We start from the raw sequence: 16455 nt of genomic DNA, 5'->3' as shown, positions 1-16455 counted from the left end.
GGATCAGGGGTCGACCGGGAGTGGGTGGGGAGCGGGTCGGGCCCCGGGTCAGGAGCGGGGCGGGCTCCCGAACATGGCTCCGAGCCTCTCGACGATGGGCAGGTCGGCCGGCAACCAGCCGACGGCGCGGAGGTCTCCCAGGTCCAGCCACCGCAGCTCGTCGTGGTCCTCGATGGGCGCCGGGACGCCCTCGACCACCTCGGCGAGCCACACCAGCATCTCGAAGCGGTCGCCCAGCGGCCACGTCGAGCCGGGGAGCGGGCCGGGCACGTGCACCCCCAGCCGGATGCGCACGCCGAGCTCCTCGAGCACCTCGCGGTGCAGCGCGGACAGCGGCGACTCCCCCTCGTCGACCTTCCCGCCGGGCAGCTCCCAGCCCCCGGCGAGCGCGGAGGGCTCCGTGCGGCGGGCCGACAGCATCCGGGTCGGGCGCTCGAGGTCGTCGACGATGGCCGCCCCGACGACGAGGCGGACCGGAGTCTGGTGGGTGCTGCTCATGGCGTCGTCGATAGTGCCACAGCATCGGCCCGTCGACCCGACCTGACCGCCCGCGCCCGCCCGCGGCATACGCGGTCCGTGGCGGGGTTTACTGGTGCCATGGCACGACGACTGACCGACGAGGAGATCGAGCGACAGCTCGGCGATCTGTCCGGCTGGACGCGCGAGGGCGACAGCATCCACGCCTCCTTCGAGGCGCCCGACTTCCTGGCCGGTGTCGCGCTCGTGCAGGAGGTGGCCGCGGCCGCCGAGGCGATGGACCACCATCCGGACATCGACATCCGGTGGCGCACCGTCACCTTCACCCTGTCGACGCACTCCGAGGGCGGCCTCACCCAGCTCGACGTCGAGCTCGCCCACCAGATCAGCCAGGAGGCTGCTCGCCGCGGCGCCCGAAGCACGGCATAACTTAGGATTGCCTCATGCGATCGCACTCACGCTCCGGCTCGCGTTCCGAGTCGCAGGAGGGCCATAGTCCCTGGCCGGACCCCGTCCGGCCGTCCCCGACATCCCACCCGCTTGCCCGGGTGGTGACCGCGTGAGCACCGCCCTCGGCATCGCCCTGGGCATCGTGCTGATCCTCGCCCTGACCGCGGCGACCGGCTACTTCGTGGCCCAGGAGTTCGCCTACGTCGCCGTCGACCGCCACGCCCTGCAGCAGCTGGCCTCCCAGGGCGACGCGGCCGCACAGCGCGCGCTGCGCGTCACCTCGCAGCTCTCGTTCACCCTGTCGGCCGCGCAGTTCGGCATCACCGTCACCGCCCTGCTCGTCGGCTACGTCTCCGAGCCCCTCGTCGGCGTGGGCCTCGCCGAGCTGCTCGACCCCGCCATGCCGTATGCCGCCCGGCTGAGCCTGTCCGTCACCGCCGTCCTCGTCTTCTCCACCGTCGTGCAGATGGTCTTCGGCGAGCTCGCCCCCAAGAACTACGCCATCGCCCGCACGGTCCCGCTGGCCCGAGCCCTGAGCCGCTCGACCCTGCTCTACCTCACGGTTGCCGGCCCTGTGGTGCGCCTCTTCGACCGGGCCTCGACCGCCCTGCTCCGCAAGATCGGGATCGAGCCGGTCGAGGAGCTGGAGCAGGGTGCCACGGCCGAGGACCTCACCCGGATCATCGACGAGTCGCACGCCGGAGGCCTGCTCGACGACGACCTGTCCGGCGTGCTCGCGGGCGGCCTGCGCTTCCGCGAGCTCGACGCGGGAGACGTCATGACCCCACGCGTACGCGTCACGACGGTCCGCGCCGACGCTCCCGTCTCGCAGCTGGCCGACCTGCTCGGCACCGGCTGGTCCCGCTTCCCCGTCACCGGGCGCGACGGGGACGACATCGTGGGCGTGGCCGGCATCGCCGAGCTCCTGTCGGTGGAGCCCGAACTCAGGCGGAGCACGAGCGTGGGCTCCGTCGCCCCGGAGCCGACGGTGGTCCCGACGAGCGCTCCCCTGCCGCGGGTGCTGGAGCAGATCCGCGCCGACCACCGCCAGCTGGCCGTGGTCGTCGACGAGCACGGCGGGTTCGCCGGCATCGTGACGTTCGAGGACATCGCCGAGGAGGTGGTCGGGGAGATCCTCGACGAGGACGACGTCGCCGGCCCCGGTGTGGTGGCGGCCGGTCCCGACGCCTGGGTCGTCCCCGGGCACCTGCGACTCGACGAGTTGGACACCGCCACGGAGCTGCGCCTGTCGGTCAGCGACACCCACTCCACGATCAGCGGGCTCATCCTCGAGCGGCTCGGCCGCACGGCCGTCGCCCGCGACGAGGCCGAGGTCGAGGCCCGCGTCGAGAGCCGCACCGACGCGCGCGTCGGCCTGCGTGACGAGGGGCGTGACGAGGACGACGGGGGGCGTGACGAGGACGACGGGGTGGTCGGTCGGAGCCGTTCGGACGAGCCACAGCACCGTGACGTCCTGGTCCGGCTCACCGTCGAGGCGGTGGAGCGACACGTGCCGTCGGTGGTACGCGTGCAGGTGGTCGACCTGCTCGCCCACCCTGACGTCTCGCCGGCAGAGCTCGCGGTGACCGACCGACCCCGCCACGAGGGCACGGAGGCCGGCCGATGACCACCGCCCTGCTCGTCTCGCTCCTGCTCCTGGCCCTCAACGCCTTCTTCGTCGCAGCCGAGTTCGCGCTCGTGGCGAGCAAGCGTCACCGGCTCGAGGACCTCGCCGAGCGCGGCAGCGCCGCGGCACGTGCCGCCGTGCGCGGCAGCCGCGAGCTCTCGCTCATGCTGGCCGGCGCGCAGCTCGGCATCACGCTGTGCACGCTGGGACTCGGGTCGCTCGCCAAGCCGGCCGTGGCGGAGCTGCTCACGCCGGTGTTCACCGTCGTGGGTGTCCCCGACGCAGCGGCATACGTGGTCTCGGTGGTGCTCGCCGTCGGCATCGTCGTGTTCCTGCACATGGTCGTCGGCGAGATGGCGCCGAAGTCGTGGGCGATCGCCCACCCGGAGCGCTCCGCCGTGCTGCTCGCGCTGCCCTTCCGCGCGTTCACCCGGGTCATGCTGCCCGCCCTGCGACTGCTCAACGCACTGGCCAACGGCTGCCTGCGCCTCGTCCGCGTCACGCCGCAGGACGAGCTCGGGCAGGTGCACGGCCCCAAGGAGCTGCAGCTGCTCATCGCCAGCTCCAAGGACCACGGGATGCTGGCCGAGCCCGAGCACCGCGTCCTCGCCGGCGCGATCGACCTCGACACGATCCCGGTGGCCGACCTCGTCGTGCCCTCGGAGCAGGTGGTCGGCGTTGCCACCACCGCCACCTGCGCGCGGGCCGAGGCGGTCTCGCGGGAGACCGGACGCTCCCGGCTGGTGGTCCGCGAGGGCGGCGTCCCGGTAGGGGTCGCCCACGTCCGGGACGTCGTCCGGGCTCACCCGGGCGCCCCGGTGGCCACGGTCACCACGCCGGCCCTGCACGTCGACGCAGGGCTCTCGCTCCTCGACGCGCTGTCGCTGATGCGGCTGCGGCACGCGCAGCTGGTCCTCGTCGACGGACCGTCGGGGCCGCAGGGCCTCGTCACCATGGAGGACCTCCTCGAGCAGGTCCTCGGCCGGTTCGACGACGAGACGGACGCCTGACACAGCGCCCGAAGGCAGGCAGAACTCCCGTTCCGGACACGGGGGCATGAAAGATCTCCGGCGCGTCACGATTCGGCCAAGTCGGTTGCTGACCGTGTCCCGCGGCTGAATGATGGGGCGCGCGGCTGCGGGGGCGGTAGGTTGCGGCTGCTGCACAGCATGTTGGACGGCCGAACCGCGCCCCCGGCATCGACCACGACCCGGAGGTGGCGCATCGATGAGCACTCCCCTTGAGCTCGAGCCCGGCGCGACGACGGCGCAGTCCGACACGGTGCTCGCGGGCGGCAAGAGCATCGAGGGGCGCTCGCTGGGCCAGATCGCCTGGTCGCGCCTCAAGCGCGACAAGGTCGCCCTCGGCGGCGGCATCTTCGTGCTCTTCCTCATCCTCGTCGCCGTTTGCGCGCCACTCGTCGTCGGCCTGCTCGGCCACCCGCCGGACGAGTTCCACCAGGAGCTCATCGACCCCAACACGCAGATCCCGATCGGCCCCTACGGCGGCATGTCGTGGGACTTCCTCTACGGGCTCGAGCCGGTCAACGGGCGCGACATCTTCAGCCGCGTCATCTACGGCTCGCAGATCTCGCTGCTCATCGCTTTCTTCGCGACGCTGCTCTCGGTGGTGATCGGCACGGTCCTCGGCGTCGTCGCCGCGTTCTTCGGTGGGGTCGTCGACACCCTCATCAGCCGCACGATGGACGTCTTCCTCGCCTTCCCCATCCTCGTCTTCGCACTGGCCCTCGCCGGCGTCGTCCCCGACCAGGCCTTCGGCCTCAAGGGCGACGCCCTGCGCATCGGGGTCATCATCTTCGTCATCGGCTTCTTCAACTGGCCGTACATCGGCCGCATCATCCGGGGCCAGACCCTGTCGCTGCGCGAGCGCGAGTTCGTCGACGCCGCGCGCAGCCTCGGGGCGCGCTCCCCCTACATCCTCTTCAAGGAGCTGCTGCCCAACCTCGTGGCGCCGATCCTCGTCTACGCGACCCTGCTCATCCCCAGCAACATCCTCTTCGAGGCGGGTCTCTCGTTCCTCGGTGTCGGCGTCCAGGCCCCACGGGCCACCTGGGGAGGCATGCTCTCCGACGCCGCGCAGTGGTACCAGATCGACCCGTGGTTCATGCTCTGGCCCGGCCTCGCGATCTTCGTGACGGTCCTGGCCTTCAACCTCTTCGGGGACGGTCTTCGCGACGCCCTCGACCCGCGGTCGCGGTAACCACCGCACCCGCATCCCGTCAGAGAAGGAGCGCATCCAGTCATGAAGAACACACGCGTGATGGCGGTCGCAACCGCGGCCGTCCTCGCCCTGGGACTGTCTGCCTGCGCCGGCAGCCAGACCCCGGGCACCTCCCCGAGCGGCGGTGGCGGTGGTGCTGGTGCGGCACCGGCCGCCGATGCGGCCCTGAAGTCGATCGTCCGGCCGTCGGACAAGAAGGGTGGCACCCTGCGGTTCGGCATCACGAGCGACTGGGACTCGGTCGACACCGGTGACACCTACTACGGCCTCTCGTGGGACTTCCTGCGCAACTACGCCCGGACGCTCGTCGCCTTCAAGGCGGCGCCGGGCGACCAGGGCAACCAGCTCGTCGGCGACCTGGCCACGGGGCTGGGCAAGCCCAGCGCCGACAACAAGACGTGGACCTACACCCTTCGTGACGGGCTGAAGTTCGAGGACGGCACGCCGATCACGAGCAAGGACGTCGCCTACGGCGTCGCCCGCCAGCTCGACAAGAACACGTTCCCGAACGGCCCGACGTACTTCAACGACTTCCTGGCCGACGTCCCGGCGAACTACTCGATCTACAAGGACAAGAACCTCGCCGACCTCAAGGCGATCGAGACGCCGGACGACAAGACCATCGTCTTCCACCTCAACAAGCCGTTCGCCGGCTTCGACTACTTCGCCCAGCTGCCCGCGACGGCCCCCGTCCCGGCCGCCAAGGACACCGGCACGAAGTACAAGGAGCACGTCATCGCGTCCGGCCCGTACAAGTTCTCGGTCTACCAGCCGGGCAAGCGCATCGAGCTGGTCCGCAACGACCAGTACGACCCGAAGACCGACCCGGACACCGGTCGCAAGGCGCTGCCCGACAAGATCACCGTCGAGATCGGCGTCAACGCGACCGACCTCGACAACCGCCTCATGGCCGGTGACCTCGACATCGACCTCGCGGGCACGGGCGTCCAGGCCCAGGCACAGGGCAAGATCCTCGCCGACCCGACGCTCAAGGCCAAGACCGACGACGTCGTGAGCGCTCGCTCGAGCTACACGCAGATCAACAGCGACGTCGCGCCGTTCAACAACATCGACTGCCGCAAGGCCGTCGTCTTCGCCTACGACAAGACCGGCTACCAGCGCGCCTACGGCGGCAACATCGGTGCCGACATCGCCACCGGCCTGCTGCCCCCGGTCGTCCCGGGCTTCCAGGAGCAGGACCTCTACAACGCGAAGTCGAAGCCGCAGGGCGACGTCGAGTCCGCGAAGGCGGCTCTCGCCAAGTGCGGTCAGCCCAACGGCTTCGAGACCAACATCTCCTTCCGGCCCGAGCGCCCCAAGGAGAAGGCCACCGCGGAGTCGCTGCAGCAGGCCCTCGCGAAGGTCGGGATCAAGGCCACCCTCAAGGGCTACCCGCAGGGTGACTACTTCAAGCTGTACGCCGGCAAGCCGGACTTCGCCAAGGCGAACAAGCTCGGCCTCATGGTGATGAGCTGGGGCGCCGACTGGCCTGACGGCTTCGGCTTCCTCCAGCAGATCGTCGACAGCCGCGTCATCCGTCCGGCGGGCAACACCAACCTCGGCATCAAGCTGCCCGAGGTCGACAAGCTCATGGACCAGGCGCTGTCCGAGAACGACAAGACCAAGCGTGAGGCCATCTGGGGCCAGATCGACAAGGTCGTCATGGAGAACGCCGAGGTGATCCCGGGCATCTGGAACAAGGCCCTGCTGTTCCGCCCCGACACCGTCTCGAACATCTTCGTCAACAACGGCTACTCGTACTACGACTACGCCGCGGCGGGCGTCACCAACCCGTGACTCCCCGGTCCTGGTGCCGGGCGACCGCCCGGCACCAGGACCTGCAGCCCCACCCATTCCCGAAAGTAGGTGAAGGCACAGCGCACCGGGTGCATCCACGCACCGCGAGCGCGCCGGCCGCCCTCCAGTGCTGACGTACCTCATCCGCCGGCTCATCGCCGCCGTCCTGCTGCTCGCCATCGTGAGCGCCGTCGTCTTCGCCATCTTCTTCCTCGTCCCCCGCATCGGGGGGGCGACCGTGGACGACCTCGCGTCGCGCTACGTCGGCAAGAGCGCCGGCCAGGCGCAGATCCACGAGACCGCGGTCCGGCTCGGCTTCACCGACCCGATCTGGGTCCAGTACGGCCGCTTCGTCAAGGGCATCGTCGCGGGCGCCGACTACAACACCGGCGCCGGCATCGACCACTGCCCGGCGCCGTGCCTCGGCTACTCGTACATCACCCAGAACCCCGTCCTGCCCGACATCCTCGACCGGCTACCCGTCACCTTGATCCTCGCCGCGGGAGCCGCCGTCCTCTGGCTCATCGGCGGCGTCGGCACGGGCGTCATCTCAGCGCTCCGGCGCGGCACCGCTCTCGACCGCGGGTTCATGGGCGTCGCCCTCGCGGGCGTGTCCCTCCCGATCTTCTTCACCGGCCTGCTGGCCCTGTCCATCTTCAGCTACGGCCTGAAGTGGACGTATGCCGGTGGCGCCAGTCCCATGGACGCCACCAGTCCGCTCGACCTCGTCCACCGCATGCTCCTGCCGTGGATCACGCTGGCCTTCCTCTATGCCGCGTCGTACGCCCGGCTGACACGAGCGGGCATGCTCGAGACGATGAACGAGGACTACATCCGCACGGCGCGGGCCAAGGGGCTGCAGGAGCGCGACGTCGTCGTCAAGCACGGCCTCCGCTCGGCGCTGACCCCGATCCTGACGATCTTCGGCCTCGACCTGGGCCTGCTCATCGGCGGCGCGGTCCTGACCGAGACGACCTTCTCCCTGCAAGGCATCGGCTACTACGCCGTCCAGGCCATCAACCTCAACGACCTGCCCAAGGTCCTCGGGGTCACTCTCGTCGCCGCGGTCTTCGTCATCGTCGCCAGTCTCATCGTCGATCTCCTCTACGCCGTCGTCGACCCCAGGGTGCGTACCTCATGAGCCAGTCCACCAACCAGTCCACTGCGGCCGGCACGGACACCGCTGCCGGGAAGAACGGCGCGACCACCGATGCGGCCGGGAAGTCGCGTCGGGGGGCGAAGAGCGTGTCCGTCAACGCGCTCGACGGCATCGGCGGCATGGGCGCCCCCCGTCCCGACGCGTTCCTCTCCGTCCGCGACCTGAGGGTGCACTTCCCCACCGACGACGGCCTCGTGAAGTCGGTCGACGGGCTGTCGTTCGACCTCGTTCGCGGCAAGACGCTGGGCATCGTCGGCGAGTCCGGATCCGGCAAGAGCGTCACGAGCATGTCGATCATGGGGCTGCACAAGCCGGGGACCGTCCAGATGACCGGCTCCATCAAGCTCGACGGCACCGAGCTCGTCGGCGCGAAGCCCGAGGCGGTGCGCGAGCTGCGCGGCAAGCGGATGGCGATGATCTTCCAGGACCCGCTCTCGGCGATGCACCCCTTCTACACGGTGGGCCACCAGATCATCGAGGCCTACCGGATCCACAACAAGGTCAGCACCTCGGTCGCCCGCAAGCACGCCATCGACATGCTCGGCCGGGTCGGCATCCCGCAGCCCTCGAGCCGGGTGGACGACTACCCGCACCAGTTCTCCGGCGGCATGCGCCAGCGCGCGATGATCGCCATGGCGCTCTCGTGCGACCCCGAGCTGCTCATCGCCGACGAGCCGACGACGGCGCTCGACGTGACCGTGCAGGCGCAGATCCTCGACCTGATCCGCGACCTGCAGTCGGAGTTCAACTCGGCCGTCATCGTCATCACGCACGACCTCGGTGTGGTCGCCGAGCTCTCCGACGACATCATGGTGATGTATGCCGGTCGCTCCGTCGAGTACTCCTCGGCCGACGAGGTCTTCACCCGACCGCAGCATCCCTACACGTGGGGGCTGCTCGGTTCGATGCCACGGCTGGACCGCGTGCGCACGGAGCGGCTGCGCCCCATCCCGGGCGCTCCCCCGAGCCTGATCAACGTGCCCTCCGGGTGCCCGTTCCACCCTCGCTGCGCCTACGCCGACCGCACCGACGGGCTGAGCCAGACGGTTCGCCCGCCCTTCGCCGAGACGTATCCCGGCCACTACTCGGCGTGCCACCTGAGCCGCGAGCAGAAGACGGAGTTCTGGGAGACCGACATCAGGCCGACGCTGTGAGACGCGCACCGTCGCACCTCGCGTCCGGCCCCACGCCCTCGGGCCCGGCGCACCGAGACCTCATCACAGGAGCACGATCGTGACCACCACCCACGTCAAGCCGACCGCCTCGAAGCAGGCGGGCGAGTCGCTGCTGCAGGTCACCGACCTGACCAAGCACTTCCCGATCCGCCGCGGCCTGCTGCAGCGCCAGGTCGGGGCGGTGCAGGCGGTCGACGGCCTCACCTTCAACGTGGCACGCGGCGAGACCCTCTCCCTCGTGGGCGAGTCGGGCTGCGGCAAGACGACGACCGGCCGCATGCTGACGCGACTGCTCGAACCGACCGCGGGCACGATCCTGCTCGAAGGTCACGACATCACCCACTGGTCGACCGGCAAGCTGCGGCCGCTGCGCCGCGACGTGCAGATGATCTTCCAGGACCCGTACGGCTCGCTCAACCCGCGCCACACGGTCGGCACGATCGTCGGTGCGCCCTACCACCTGCAGGGCATCAAGACCGAGCGCGGCGTCAAGCGGGAGGTGCAGGACCTGCTGCAGCTGGTCGGCCTCAACCCCGAGCACTACAACCGCTACCCGCACGAGTTCTCCGGCGGTCAGCGCCAGCGCATCGGCATCGCGCGGTCGCTCGCCCTCAAGCCGAAGCTCATCATCGCCGACGAGCCGGTGTCGGCCCTCGACGTGTCGATCCAGGCACAGGTCATCAACCTGCTCGAGGACCTCCAGGACGAGCTCGGCCTGACGTACGTCGTCATCGCGCACGACCTGTCGGTGGTGCGGCACATGTCCGACCGCGTCGCCGTCATGTACCTCGGCAACCTCGTCGAGCTCGCCGACCGCGACGACCTCTACACGCGCCCGATGCACCCGTACACGACGGCGCTGATGTCGGCGGTCCCGATCCCCGACACCGAGCGACGCAGCAAGCGCGAGCGCATCCGGCTGCAGGGTGACGTCCCCAGTCCGGTCAACCCACCGCCGGCGTGTCGCTTCCACACCCGGTGCTGGAAGGCACAGGAGATCTGCCGCACCGAGAAGCCCCCGCTCGCCGAGCTCGCGCCGCGGCACCTGGTCGCCTGCCACTTCCCCGAGAACGCCGACATGCCGGGCTCGAGCGACCCGGCGGCCCTGCAGTCCTCGACCGCTGCCGGCTCAGCTGCCGGCTCAGCTGCCGGTTCGGTTGCGGGCTCCACCGACCACGATGCGCAGGAGCCGCGCGGCTGACCGGGCACGTCCACCCGCGGCAGCGGACGGCATACGAGAAAGAGGCGTCACCCGCTCGGGGGTTCGGGTGACGCCTCTTCTGCACCCTCCATCGTCCGTGGGCCGTCGCCCGTTACACCGCGTCAGACGGCGGGCCGATCTCCCACGGCTGCGACGACCGCCGACACGGGACTGAGCTGCAGCAGCTCCCCCAGCCGTCGGGTGACCGAGGTGGGCCCGTCGACGTGGACGCGCCCCGAGCGCAGCGCGGACCGCAGCGGCAGGCGTCCCAGCCACACGGCATACAGCGACGCCACGTCGCTCGTGATCGTGACGGCCACCGGGAAGCCGGGGTCGGCCATGCACACCGACGGGCGCCCCTGCTCGACGAGGATCCAGAAGCGTCGGCTGTCGTCGTCGAAGCGCACGTGCAGCACGTGGCGGTCGCCCTCGAGGCTGCTCGTGTCGACGCGGGTGTGCATCCACCAGACGAGCAGCTGCGCGTCCAGCTCCTCGGGCCGCGGGTCCCCGAAGGTCCACCGGGCGCCCCACTCGGCGAGCCCGAACACGATCGGCTCCAGGGCGGCGCCCGCGGGCGTGAGCACGTAGCGGGTCCCGGACCGCTCCACGACCCCGTAGCGCTGCAGGTGCCGCAGGCGCTTGCTCAGCAGCGTGCGTGACAGTCCGGGCAGCCCCCGGGCCAGGTCGTTGAAGCGTGTCGCCCCGGTCATCATGTCGCGCAGGATCAGCAGCGACCACTGCTCCCCGACGACGTCGAGCGCACGCGAGATGGGGCAGTACTGCGCGGCGCCTGCGTGGTGTCCTCCCATGGTCACCTCCGGCCGGGACGGCCGCGTCGGCCCGGCACCACGGGCAGGGGCCGACACGGGGGCCGACACGTCCTCCCCAGTATCGGCGCCCGACGTCCGTCGTGGCAGTCCTCTTCGTGTACTGGATGCCGCGACCGACGGAGCGAAGTCTGGACGTCGGCGGCGCTCAGCCGCCGGACCGCGAACGCGGTCCCCCGTTCGACGGAGGGAACCAACCATGTCCACAGACACCCGCTCTGAGCAGTCCACGCCGGCCGACGCCGCGCTCAAGTCCCGGCACGCCGCGATGTGGGCGCTGGGCGACTACCCCGCAGTGGCGCGCGAGGTCATCCGGAGCTCGGCCGGGTCCTCGTCGACGCCTGCCACGTCGAGGCCGGGCAGGACGTGCTCGACGTCGCCGCGGGGTCGGGCAACGCCGCGATCCCCGCCGCGCTCACGGGCGCACGCGTCGTCGCCAGCGACCTCGCGCCCGAGCTGCTCGACGCCGGACGCCGCACCGCCGAGGCGGCCGGGGTCGAGCTCGACTGGCGGCGGGGCGACGCCGAGGCCCTGCCCTTCGCGGACCGCTCGTTCGACGTCGTCATGTCGTGCGTCGGCGTGATGTTCGCCCCGCACCACGAGGCCGCGGCGGCCGAGCTCGTCCGGGTCTCGCGCCCCGGGGCGACGATCGGGCTTGCCAGCTGGACGCCCCACGGCTTCATCGGCCGGATGTTCGCCGTCATGAAGCCGTATGCCGCACCGCCGCCGCCCGGGGCCCAGCCGGCGCCGCGGTGGGGCGACGAGGGCCACGTGCGTGACCTTCTCGGCGGGCAGGTCCAGTCGTTCGCGGCCGAGAAGCGCCTGCTGCCGGTGCAGTTCGACGCGCCGGAGGACTTCCGCGACTTCTTCAAGCGCACCTACGGCCCGGTGATCGCCACCTACCGCCGCATCGCCGACGAGCCGGACGAGGTGGCGGCCCTCGACACCGCCCTGGCAGGGCTCGCTCGTGACGCGATGGACGCCCAGGGCCGGATGGACTGGGAGTACCTCCTGGTCACCGCGCGCCGGACCCCCTGAGGCCCGCACGGGTCTTCCTGTCCGCTCTCGCCATGACCCACCACAGCCGCAGAGAGGCCGCCAGCGTGGCCACGAAGCCGGTGAGCAGGAGCCAGGTCAGGGGGCGATCCGCGTGCAGGTCACCTCGCGCACGCAGCCCTCCGACGAGCATGAGGGTCAGCATGACCACCTCGACCTCGACCATGAGGCTGACGCGCACCCACCGGCTGTCGACGAGGACGACCAGGCCGGCGCTGCCGAGGCAGAAGACGGCGCCGACGACGCGGCACGTCAGCGGGGTCAGGCTCCAGGGCCAGGCGGGAACCACGAAGGAGGGGGCGGCGAACATCACCAGTCCCTGGACGAGTGCGAGTGCAGCGCCGCCGGCGACCAGGGCTCGGGCGACCCGGGTGACGCGCAGCTCGTCCGGCCGCGGCGGCGCCGCCACCTGCTCGTTGGCCAACCAGACGGCGAGCACGGCGAAGGGAGCGGAGAGGTAGAGCGCCGTCCAGAGCCAGAACGCCGGGTGTCCGTGGTTGAACCGGTCCCAGTGCAGGACCGTCGCGATTCCCAGCAGGGCGGCGAAGAGGGCGACGGCCAGCAGCCCAGCGCCGATCCGGGCCCACCGCCGCTCCCGCGCCACGCGGACGAAGAACCAGGCGCCCCCGAGGTAGGCCGACGCCAGCACCATCGGGGTCAGCTCCGGCCTGATGGTCCAGGCGAACAGCCGCGCGGTGTCGCCCGGGAAGGCGTAGAGGATGACGAACGCCGTCAGGAGGATCGGCACGAGCACGAGGGCCAGCACCCGCGTCGCGGTCAGCACCCGGTCGTCCCGCTGCGACGCCTGCGCGGGTGGCGCGTCTCGACTGCCCCGGACCACAGACGGTCACACCTTCGAACGCTCCACGGCATCCAGCAGGGCCGAGTAGGACGCCACGAGCGCACGTCGCTCTGCGGAGAGGAGCGGGTCGGACAGCGAGCACCCGGCGCGCACCCAGGCGTCCGAGAGGTTCATCGCCTCGACCCGGGAGGCGGCCGCGGCGAGCACGCTGCCGACATCCACGGTGTAGACGTAGGCGTAGAGGGCCACCAGCGCGTCGAGGAGCTCCTCGGCCGACACGTTCCCGTCGTGCTGGTGCTCGCGGTGAGCCCGCCACCAGCCCACCTCCAGAGCCGCAGCCCGCCGCGGGTCGATGGCGAGGTGTCCGTCCGCGGCGACCAACGAGTAGAACCGGCGCATCAGCGCCTGCGCCCGCTGCGGGTCGTTGTCCGGGAAGGGAGCCCAGGCCTGGTTGGCGCGCAGGACGAGCCAGGCTCCACGCACCGTGTCACGGCGGTTCATGCCGAAACCGGCCGCCACCATCCCGACGGACGCCCGCAGGAAGGCGAGCCAGTCGCGCCGGTAGTAGGCGACCCACGCCTGCGCCTCCCGGTGGGCGACGACCACGGCGTCGAACGAGCTTGGCCCCGGTGTCCGAGTCCCCATCCGGCCTCCTCGACCAGGCGCGGACCCATCGGCGGTCCACGACGTTGCACTGACGCCTCGTGGGTCTCGCTCCAGAATAGGAGCAGGCAAGGGCCTGCACGAGGAGAACCCATGACCGGAGCGGTGGCTGGGCGCACGCTCGACGACGTCCTCGACCGGATGACGTCGATCCTGGAGGCGATGCCGCCCGAGCTCGCTCCCCGGCGGGCCTTCCTCGCCACCTACCAGCGGACGACGCGCGCGGTCGGCGAGGCGCTCGCGTACGGCGCGTTCGAGGACCCCGCCTGGGTGCAGGCCTGGGACGTCGCCTTCGCCGACCTCTACCTCGACGCCCTCGACGCCGACCTGTCCGGCGACACCGGTCACCGCCCGCCACGTCCGTGGCGGCTCGCGTTCGACGCTCCGCCCGACCTCCCACCACTGCGACACGTGCTGCTCGGCATCAACGCCCACATCAACTACGACCTGCCGCAGGCGCTCCTGGGGGTGATCAGCGATGCCGACTTCGCGGATGCCGTCCTGCTCGGTCGCCGTCGCCGCGACCACGAGCGCATCGACGCGGTGCTGTCGGCGCGGGTCGCCGCGGAGGACGACGAGCTGAGCGCACAGGGCCGCAAGAGCCCCCTCGACCGGGCGCTGACGCCATTCAACCGGGCTGCCTCCGCACGCTTCCTGCGGGAGGCGCGCGCGAAGGTGTGGCACAACACGGCAGAGCTGCAGCGGGCACGCGTTGCCGGTCCTGACGAGTATGCCGTCCGGCTCGCCGAGCTGGAGGTGCTGAGCGCCGCTCGCATCGCCGACCTGCTGGCGCCGGGCCAGGTGCTGCTGCACCTCGCCGTGGCCGGTTTCGGTGTCGTGCTTCCCCCGGCCTGACGAGTGGCCGTGCGGACCGGCTAGGGCATGGTGACCGTGACGGCGTTGGCGTTGGGGCTGCTACCCGCCGCGTTCACCGCCCGGACCTTGTAGGTGTACGTCGTGCCCGAGACGACCGTCGTGTCGCGGTAGCTCCGGGCGGCGGGGTCGGTGAGCCGGGTCAGCTGGACGTTGTCCCGCAGGATGACCCACTTGTCCGCGGCTCCCCCGCCGCTTCCCGCCGTCCACGAGAGGTCCACCACGCCGGCCCCCGCAGTGGCGCTCAGGGTCGGCTGCGTCGGTGCACCGCTGGAGGAGCCGCCCGTGCTCGCCTCGTTGGAGTCGGGACTGGAGCCGATCGTGTTGACCGCCCTGACGGCATAGAAGTACGTCGTGCCGGACGCGGGCAGCGCCTCGGTGTAGGTGGTGGTGCCGGCCGGCACGCTGGTGAGCAGGCTGCGCTGCCCGGACGTCGTGCCGCGGTAGATGTCGTACCTCGTGAAGACGGGGTTGCCGGGCAGTGCCGGCGCCGTCCACGCGAGCGAGACCGTGGTGCCGCCGACCGTCGCCGTCAGGCCCGACGGGGCGGACGGGACGGACGGGGCCGTGGTCCCGGGTGTCGCCGTGAGCTCGTTGCTGTACGGCCCGCTGCCGACGCCGTTGACCGCCAGGACCCGGTACGTGTACGCCGCTCCGTTGGTCACCGTCGTGTCGTCGTACGTCGTGCCCTTGGAGACGGTGGCAAGCGCCGCGTTGGGGTAGCTGGTTGCGCTCGCCGCCTTGCGCCAGAGCTTGTACCTCAGGATCGTCGAACCGCCGTCGCTGGAGGGAGGCTGCCAGCTCAGGTGGACGACGCCGTCCCCCGCGCTCCCGCTGAGCACCGGGGCACCCGGGACCGATGCAGCCGCGCCGTCGACCCACATCGCGAAGTGCTGCTGCGCGACGCCGCCTGCCTTGGTGAAGTCACCGCCGAGGTAGAGCCGCGTCGGGTCCGAGCCCATCGACCACACCCCGAGGGCGCTGTTGATGACGGGCGCCCAGGGCAGGATGGCGCCGGAGGTCGCGTCGACCGCGGCGATCTTGTTGCGGGTCTGGTTGCCGAACGACGCCGTTCCGCCGAAGTGCCCACCGCAGTAGACGGTGCTGCCCACGACCCGCACGGACTGCATGTTCCCGTTGGAGTGCCAGGACCACCGGACCGCACCGGTGGCGGCGTCGACCGCGGTGCAGGCGCCACCGCTGCCCGCCACGGCCTCGTAGATCGTGGTTCCGTCCGTGGCGAGGTCGAGGATGGTGGCGGTGCTCGAGCCGTTGTTGGGCCTGGACTGGAACCCCTTGAGCGGGGTGCCCGTGACCGGGTCGACGATCGCGATCCGGCGGGTGGACGTCACGCCGTTGATGTCACCGAAGTCCCCACCGAGCACGACGTTGCCGTTGTCGAGGACGAGCACGGCCCAGACCCGCCCGCTCGGCGGGACGTCGCTCGGGGTGGGGTTGGCGGTCGGCCGGAACGCCGTGTCGAAGGCTCCGGTCGCGGCGCTGAGCTTCGCCACCTTGGCCTGCGCGTACGTCGTGCCGGCGGACGTGACGGTGTTCCAGTTCCCGCCCACGAAGAGGGCACCGGCACTCAGGCGCATGACGTCGACCGGCCCGTCGAGCTTGGGGCCCACCCACCCGGTCTCCAACGCACCGCTGTCGAGGGTGAGCGCAGCGAGCTTGTCCCGGGTGGCTCCGCCGGCCTTGGTGAACGCGCCCCCGAGGAACAGCCGCGTCCCGTCCGTGGCCAACGCGTTCACGGAGCCGTTGACGCTCGGCCGCCAGCTCGAGTCGAAGCGCCCGGTGGCCGGGTCGAACAGCGCGACGTTGGTCGCGGTGAACTGGGAGGCGCCCGCGCCGTCGACCACGGCCGTGAACGCCCCGCCGACGACCACCTTGCCGGTGGGTAGCGGGAGGATCGCCGACACCCGGCCGTTGACGCCCCAGGTCTGAGCTGGCGCGGTCGCCAGGGCGGCCTGCGTCGCGGTCGCCGTCACGAGCGCGAGGATCGCGGTCACGAGAGCGACGAAGCCCGACCGGACGGCACGCGAGACAGGACGCAAAGCAGCACGCGAGACAGCAGACATGTGTATTCCCCCCCAGGACCAGA

15 protein-coding genes are annotated in these 16455 nt (G+C 71.1%); 10 read left to right on the top strand and 5 right to left on the bottom strand.

Annotated elements, in window-relative coordinates; genetic code table 11:
• Window positions 1–48: 48 nt before the first annotated feature.
• Window positions 49–498 (bottom strand): (deoxy)nucleoside triphosphate pyrophosphohydrolase, encoded by a 450-nt coding sequence (locus tag ABD194_RS12705; protein WP_343991849.1) that lies wholly within the window; start codon window positions 496–498, stop codon window positions 49–51.
• A gap of 99 nt (window positions 499–597) precedes the next feature.
• Between ABD194_RS12705 and ABD194_RS12700 the strand changes: the two genes are divergently transcribed.
• From ABD194_RS12700 to ABD194_RS12665, 8 genes are all read left to right on the top strand, one after another.
• Window positions 598–906, top strand: coding sequence for a 4a-hydroxytetrahydrobiopterin dehydratase (locus ABD194_RS12700; RefSeq protein WP_343991847.1), 309 nt, complete (start codon window positions 598–600; stop codon window positions 904–906).
• A gap of 130 nt (window positions 907–1036) precedes the next feature.
• The gene (locus ABD194_RS12695) at window positions 1037–2554 is read left to right on the top strand and encodes a hemolysin family protein (RefSeq protein WP_343991845.1); all 1518 of its coding nucleotides are present in this window, start codon (window positions 1037–1039) and stop codon (window positions 2552–2554) included.
• Window positions 2551–3564: a hemolysin family protein gene (locus ABD194_RS12690; protein WP_343991842.1), complete on the top strand. Its 1014-nt coding sequence runs from the start codon at window positions 2551–2553 to the stop codon at window positions 3562–3564. The genes ABD194_RS12695 and ABD194_RS12690 overlap by 4 nt, the downstream gene beginning before the upstream one ends.
• Window positions 3565–3781: 217 nt before the next feature.
• Window positions 3782–4774, top strand: a complete 993-nt coding sequence (locus ABD194_RS12685) for an ABC transporter permease (RefSeq protein ID WP_343991840.1) — start codon at window positions 3782–3784, stop codon at window positions 4772–4774.
• A 42-nt stretch (window positions 4775–4816) separates the two neighbouring features.
• A complete protein-coding gene (locus ABD194_RS12680; RefSeq protein WP_343991838.1) occupies window positions 4817–6592 on the top strand; it encodes an ABC transporter substrate-binding protein in 1776 nt (591 codons plus the stop codon).
• A 127-nt stretch (window positions 6593–6719) separates the two neighbouring features.
• On the top strand, window positions 6720–7733 hold the full coding sequence (locus tag ABD194_RS12675; RefSeq protein ID WP_343991836.1) for an ABC transporter permease: 1014 nt from the start codon (window positions 6720–6722) through the stop codon (window positions 7731–7733).
• Window positions 7730–8905, top strand: coding sequence for an ABC transporter ATP-binding protein (locus ABD194_RS12670; RefSeq protein WP_425579984.1), 1176 nt, complete (start codon window positions 7730–7732; stop codon window positions 8903–8905). The genes ABD194_RS12675 and ABD194_RS12670 overlap by 4 nt, the downstream gene beginning before the upstream one ends.
• A 79-nt stretch (window positions 8906–8984) precedes the next feature.
• Window positions 8985–10127 carry an ABC transporter ATP-binding protein gene (locus ABD194_RS12665; protein WP_343991834.1) on the top strand — a complete coding sequence of 381 codons (1143 nt, stop codon included), beginning with the start codon at window positions 8985–8987 and terminating at the stop codon, window positions 10125–10127.
• A gap of 122 nt (window positions 10128–10249) precedes the next feature.
• On the opposite strand, the gene ABD194_RS12660 is transcribed toward ABD194_RS12665, so the two are convergent.
• Complete coding sequence (locus ABD194_RS12660; protein WP_343991832.1) at window positions 10250–10936, bottom strand: winged helix-turn-helix transcriptional regulator; 687 nt, start codon at window positions 10934–10936, stop codon at window positions 10250–10252.
• Between the two features lie 288 nt (window positions 10937–11224).
• Between ABD194_RS12660 and ABD194_RS12655 the strand changes: the two genes are divergently transcribed.
• A complete protein-coding gene (locus ABD194_RS12655; protein WP_343991830.1) occupies window positions 11225–11992 on the top strand; it encodes a class I SAM-dependent methyltransferase in 768 nt (255 codons plus the stop codon).
• On the opposite strand, the gene ABD194_RS12650 is transcribed toward ABD194_RS12655, so the two are convergent.
• Complete coding sequence (locus ABD194_RS12650) at window positions 11970–12851, bottom strand: hypothetical protein (RefSeq protein WP_343991828.1); 882 nt, start codon at window positions 12849–12851, stop codon at window positions 11970–11972. The genes ABD194_RS12655 and ABD194_RS12650 overlap by 23 nt on opposite strands.
• A gap of 6 nt (window positions 12852–12857) precedes the next feature.
• Window positions 12858–13457, bottom strand: coding sequence for a hypothetical protein (locus ABD194_RS12645; RefSeq protein WP_343991826.1), 600 nt, complete (start codon window positions 13455–13457; stop codon window positions 12858–12860).
• A 111-nt stretch (window positions 13458–13568) separates the two neighbouring features.
• Between ABD194_RS12645 and ABD194_RS12640 the strand changes: the two genes are divergently transcribed.
• Window positions 13569–14330: a DUF5995 family protein gene (locus tag ABD194_RS12640; protein WP_343991824.1), complete on the top strand. Its 762-nt coding sequence runs from the start codon at window positions 13569–13571 to the stop codon at window positions 14328–14330.
• 20 nt (window positions 14331–14350) lie between these two features.
• Here the strand turns inward: ABD194_RS12640 and ABD194_RS12635 are convergent, their stop codons facing one another.
• Window positions 14351–16363 (bottom strand): fibronectin type III domain-containing protein, encoded by a 2013-nt coding sequence (locus ABD194_RS12635; RefSeq protein ID WP_343991821.1) that lies wholly within the window; start codon window positions 16361–16363, stop codon window positions 14351–14353.
• Between the last annotated feature and the right edge of the window lie 92 nt (window positions 16364–16455).

It is taken from the genome of Terrabacter terrae, assembly GCF_039529575.1.
In the GTDB taxonomy this organism is placed as follows: Bacteria; Actinomycetota; Actinomycetes; order Actinomycetales; family Dermatophilaceae; genus Terrabacter; species Terrabacter terrae.
The sequence above is the reverse complement of the archived record's forward strand: the minus strand, read 5'-3'. Positions and strand labels throughout refer to the sequence as shown.

Excerpts from the sequence above, each read along its gene's own strand:
- ABD194_RS12705 (WP_343991849.1), bottom strand. The coding sequence starts at position 498 with ATGAGCAGCACCCACCAGACTCCGGTCCGCCTCGTCGTCGGGGCGGCC.
- ABD194_RS12700 (WP_343991847.1), top strand. The coding sequence starts at position 598 with ATGGCACGACGACTGACCGACGAGGAGATCGAGCGACAGCTCGGCGAT.
- ABD194_RS12690 (WP_343991842.1), top strand. The coding sequence starts at position 2,551 with ATGACCACCGCCCTGCTCGTCTCGCTCCTGCTCCTGGCCCTCAACGCC.
- ABD194_RS12685 (WP_343991840.1), top strand. The coding sequence starts at position 3,782 with ATGAGCACTCCCCTTGAGCTCGAGCCCGGCGCGACGACGGCGCAGTCC.
- ABD194_RS12680 (WP_343991838.1), top strand. The coding sequence starts at position 4,817 with ATGAAGAACACACGCGTGATGGCGGTCGCAACCGCGGCCGTCCTCGCC.
- ABD194_RS12670 (WP_425579984.1), top strand. The coding sequence starts at position 7,730 with ATGAGCCAGTCCACCAACCAGTCCACTGCGGCCGGCACGGACACCGCT.
- ABD194_RS12660 (WP_343991832.1), bottom strand. The coding sequence starts at position 10,936 with ATGGGAGGACACCACGCAGGCGCCGCGCAGTACTGCCCCATCTCGCGT.
- ABD194_RS12645 (WP_343991826.1), bottom strand. The coding sequence starts at position 13,457 with ATGGGGACTCGGACACCGGGGCCAAGCTCGTTCGACGCCGTGGTCGTC.
- ABD194_RS12640 (WP_343991824.1), top strand. The coding sequence starts at position 13,569 with ATGACCGGAGCGGTGGCTGGGCGCACGCTCGACGACGTCCTCGACCGG.